Source organism: Candidatus Electrothrix sp. (genome assembly GCF_052785085.1).
In genome coordinates this window covers 1-5,287 of record NZ_JALAAI010000184.1, presented here as the reverse complement: position 1 = coordinate 5,287, position 5,287 = coordinate 1, and the positions used below count along the sequence as shown (strand labels likewise).

General features: G+C 50.2%; 3 protein-coding genes and 1 pseudogene. All 4 read left to right on the top strand.

Features of this window, described 5'->3' with window-relative positions:
• Positions 1 to 227: pseudogene (locus tag L2082_RS18275) on the top strand (hypothetical protein); the annotation flags it as partial.
• A 45-nt stretch (positions 228 to 272) separates the two neighbouring features.
• Positions 273 to 2,258, top strand: coding sequence for a TonB-dependent receptor (locus tag L2082_RS18270; protein WP_446012090.1), 1,986 nt, complete (start codon positions 273 to 275; stop codon positions 2,256 to 2,258).
• Positions 2,259 to 2,382: 124 nt separating this feature from the next.
• A complete protein-coding gene (locus L2082_RS18265) occupies positions 2,383 to 4,449 on the top strand; it encodes a TonB-dependent receptor (RefSeq protein ID WP_446010809.1) in 2,067 nt (688 codons plus the stop codon).
• A 106-nt stretch (positions 4,450 to 4,555) separates the two neighbouring features.
• Positions 4,556 to 5,287: DUF4198 domain-containing protein (locus tag L2082_RS18260; RefSeq protein ID WP_446012089.1), on the top strand; the 732-nt coding region annotated here is incomplete at its 3' end.

Here is a 5,287-nt window from a genome sequence, read left to right as displayed (position 1 = left end):
CCGCATCCTATGATGACGGTGAAACAATGAGTTATGCAGCAGTGGAGATCTTTGCTCCCAATGCTGAACTTCCCTTCCAATCCGGTCGCACTGACCGCAACGGCTATTTCTGTTTCCGCCCGGACACTGTAGGGCGTTGGAAAATTACGATCAAAGACGCTGAAGAGCATTTTGTTCGCTTAGGCGTCAAGGTCAGCAAAGAGATGCTGCATCAGGAAGAACACTGACATGTCAATGTCAACATAACCGTCAATCTATAAGCACAAAAGAGAATGAAGAAGAACAAGAAGATCCCCTGGATTATCCCAACCCTGATCCTGACTGCATCAGTCAGTCACGCCAGTGAACCGAGTAAGGTACTGACCATGCAGGAGGTGGTTGTTACCGGTGAACACGAGCGTGTCTCCTCTGTACCGCCTTCAACAACCGTTATTGAGTCAGAAGAACTGGAGGAAGTACATCTGGATAAAGCCCTGTATCTCATGCAAAAGGTTCCAGGCGTGGTGATACAGGATTATGGCCAGGGGGCAGTAGCCAGTCAGTTTGCCATGCGGGGGCTCCGACTGGGGCATAACACAGGGGTTGCTATCTTTGTCGATGGTGTGCCTATCAATGAATCCACCTCCCACGGAGATGGCTACGGGGATTTCAACACCCTTATCCCGGAAGATATTGAGTACATCGAAGTGATCAAAGGGCCGTCTTCTGCTCTGTACGGACAATTTGCACGGGCTGGTGTGGTCAACATCATCACCAAACGATCAGGAGATTTTGGCTCCTATAAACTGGGGGCTGGTGATTTTGGCAGACAGCGCTTTTCCGCCTCAGCCGGTCGCACTGACGGCAAACTTTCTTCAGTGTTCGGGGCAGAGATTTCACGAAGCGAAGGGGCCACTGATCACTCTGCCTGGACCCTTGCCAATGCCAGCGGCAAGCTGACCTATGATCTCAACGAAAAAATGAAAGCAGGTCTTACCCTGAATCTGCACTCCACCTCCTGGGACCATCCAGAATACCTGAGCAGAGAGCAGTGGGATGCCGGAGACTACTGGAGCGCAAAAGAATTAGGCAGTGGTGAACGTTACCGCTACGGCGGCAGCACCAATATGAGCTGGGAAACCTCGGACAACGCCACCCTCAACCTGATGCTGTACGGCTACACCATGAACCTGACCCGATACCGGGACAGAGATACCACAGTGGGTGAAGAGTACCATGATCGGGATATGTACGGTGGAAGTCTCAGTCACCTGTTCGACTATGATGCCTGGGGAATACCCAGCACCCTGACCACCGGTATCGACAGTCAGATAGAACTGACCCATACCATCAATGCCAATAACCCGAGCAGAATTCCTTCTGCCCGAGAAGAAATCACCGTGGATGGTGACTCCGCAATCACCACCTTTTCCGCCTATCTGCAAAATCAATTCTTTCTCTCCGACTGGACCATTACCTTGGGCGGACGCTTTGATTCTGTTGGCGGAGACTTGGATGATAATCTGACCGGCACCGGCTCAGACATGGAAACCTTCAGTATCTTCAGTCCCAAGGCAGCTGTTGAGTATTCACCGCTTGATGGCTACACCTTCTTCACAACCTACGGAGAGGGATTCAAGCTGCCCAACGGCTTTGACAAGTTCATGTATCCTGACTTGCAGGAAGAAACCTACCGCCAGTACGAACTGGGGGTACAATTTTCAGGCATTGAAGGCCTTGCGGGCACCCTAACTGGTTTTATTCTGGAGACAGAAGACGAAATCGTTGCCTTTGACGCAGAGGGCACCAAGGAAAACCAGGGAGAAACACGACGCACTGGTGTGGAGCTTGATGTTGATTACACCCTTGTTGACCACCTCACCGTGTACGGGAATATCTCCTACACCAAAGGGGAATATGTCGATTACGTCAAAAACGGTGTTGATTATTCAGATACGGATATTTCCCTTGTCCCGGAATGGCTGTACAGTTTCGGCCTTGAATGGCAACCGCCCCAAGGCTTATTTGCCGGGTTTGATTATCGTTATGTCGGAGAGGGGCTATTGGATGATTATTCCAACGATTACGTAGGGGAACGAAAAAACACCCTTGATTATTGGGTTGCGGATGCAAAAGTCGGCTACAGGCATAACGATTACTCCCTGACCTTTGAGGTAAAAAATGCCTTTGACGAAAGATATCCCAGCACCGAAGCTGCAACTTGGCTCCGGACAGCGAATCCAAGGGGATATTTTTTGAATTTTGCGATCAATTACTGAGTACCCGGCAATCCAAGGAAGGGTTCTTGGGTTCTTAAAAAGCCATCTCCCTGTTCCCGACTGCACAGTTCAGGCGGTCGGGAGCATTTTTTCATAACAGGAGCTGTTAATTACGGAGAAATTTATGAAACATACCGACAAACAGAAAAAAAACAGCAGGAAATATGCTCTGCTGGCTGCCTCCGCCGTGCTTCCCCTGATCCCGGTCATCTCTGGAGCAGAAGAAATGATAGCAGAGGAAAAACAGAAAGGTGCAGCAGCCTCGACCGTACTTGACGAAGTGGTTGTACGGGGCGAAGCGGTCAACACCAACTTGCAGAGTACCTCGGCTACGATTCTGGACAATGAGGAGATCACCAACCGTGTCTACATTACCCCCTTGGATATGGTGGAACAGACATCAGGTGTCTCTATTGTGCAATATAAACAGGGAGGAACTGCGGCCAATTTCATCATGCGCGGTTTTTCCGGCAACTCGCACGGCCCCAACACGGCGATTTATGTGGACGGTATCCTGTTGAACGAGGGGGATGGCTATGCAGACACAAATACCATCAATCCTGAAGAGGTGGAACGGGCAGAACTCATCAAGGGGCCAGCCTCGGCACTCTACGGCAACTATGCTTCTGCGGGAACCTTGTCCTATTACACCAAAAAGCGTGTTGATAACCAGCGGGTGAAATTGCATTACGGGGCCCATAATACCTATGAAACCAACTATGTCGGCGGGTTTTCCACAGATGAAACCGATTATGTTTTTTCCCTGCAGAATTACCATACGGACGGGTACCAGGATAATTCCGACTGGGACAAACTGAACGGTGCCACCAGAATAAGCCATAGGCTGACCGACGCACTGCGAGCCAGAATCAGTCTGCGTGCCTTCAACTCAGATTGGGATGCTCCGGGCTACCTGACCCAGGAAAAATTTGATGCAGACCCCACTCAGGCCGTGAGCGAGGTTAACGGCGGCAGCAAAGACCGACTGGAGGGCAGACTGGACTTTGACTATACCCTGAACAATACCTCCAAGGCATTATTCTATCTCTGGAACTCGGACCAGAACTTCAAACGCTGGTATGCAAATGATCCGGAAGGACTTGATGCAGATACCGTTGTCGGCAATCTCCGGGACTTTGACCGTGCTGTTTACGGGCTGGGGGGAAGTTATAATTTCATCGGTGATGTCTTTGACCGGGAGCTGCGGCTGACCGCCGGTGCCGATTACATGGTTGAGGATGACACCCGAAAGCGCTGGCGATTACTGGCCGGAACCGGTCGGGAAAAAGGCGAGCAGTTTTGGAATTATACTATTGATATGCAGTCCCTGGGCGTCTTTTCCGAAGGAAGTATCCAGATCACGCCTTTCCTGCGCCTGTTCTTGGGAGCACGATTCGACTATTTTAACGGCGACCTTGCGGACTACCTTGACGAAGGCAAGGAATTTTCTATGGATACCCAGACCATCTTCTCCCCCAAGGCGGGTGGCGTACTCAACCTGCTAGACGATCATCTTGAGCTTTTCGCCAATTACAGCGAAGGCTTCGCTCTCATGCCCGGTTTCTCGGAAATGGCTGCTTTCAAACAGGAAAACTGGGATCCCCAGAAGAGGAAACAGATTGAAGCCGGAACCCGTATCAGGCCAAACGACTGGATCATGGCCGAGCTTATCGCCTATCAGCTGAAGACATCCGAAGATTTCATTGAGACAGTTGCCGGATCCGGTGAATTTGACAACGTGGGCAAAACCACCCGCAACGGGGTAGAGCTGGGGCTTGACCTCTACGGCTTTGATTATGGCTATCTGCACGCCGACTACAGCTATATTGATGCGGAGTTCGACGAATATCAGATTGACGGCCTGTCCTATTCCGGCAATACACTGACCAGAGTGCCGGCGCACATTGTGAATCTGGAACTCGGTTACAAGCCCTCTGAGGGCTTAGGCGGAAGATTGCGTTATCATTGGGAGGACGGATACTATATTGACAATCAAAATGAGCATGAGTCGGAGGATTGGGGGCGGCTGGACGCACAGGTCTCTTATCTTTTCGAGACAGAGAGGACATATCGGCTTTCTCTTGACATCATCAACCTTCTCGACGACAAGTATGCGGACTACACTTCCGCCACATCTTATTCGCCAGCTCTGCCGCTGTCAGTCTACCTGACCATGACTTTAGAATTCTGACGTTTCAGCAGTTTCAGCAGGAATATATACCGAAAAAGCACCCTGCTTTTCCGACTTTAATAATTAGATGTTTACTTTCAACTAACACTGTAAAGGAGAAAAAAAAATGCGTAAAAACTATGTAGCTCTTGCCTTTTGCATGGGGATGACATTCCTGATCAACAGCCAAGCCTTTGGTCATTACCCTTGGGTCAACGCAGACAGCTACTCTCTCCACACCGGAGCATCACCCAAGATCAATATCGGTTACGGGCATGGCTATCCTCTGGGCAGTTTTCTGCAGCAGGAGGATATGGAGAATATGACTCTGATTGGTCCTGCCAGTCAGGAAATCCCTCTGAAAGCGGCCAATGTCATTGAATATGAACCGGAAGAAGCACTGAGCGAACCGGGTATCTATACTGTTTCCGGGGAACGCAAACCTGCTTTTTACAGCAAAACCACAGAAGGATGGAAAAAACAAAACAAAGAGGGCCTGGAGAATGTGTTGCGATGCGTCCGCTCACACAAGAGCATGAAAGGGCTGCTTGCTGTGGAGGCTGAAGACGCTGCGATAGATAAAAAGGCACACGGTCATACTCTGGAGATTATCCCCCAGGATAATCCCGCCACCTTACATGCCGGGGATTATTTCCCAGTGCAGGTTCTCCTGCGAGGCAAGCCGTATAAGAGCAGAATATTTGCTACCTACATGGGATTCTCCACGGAAGGGGATGTCTTTGCCTATACTGCAAAGACTGACAGCGAAGGAATGGGGAAAATTCGGATTCTTCAGCCTGGCATCTGGCTGATTAAGGCTGAATATGAGGAACCCTACCCGGATCAACAGGTTTGTGAT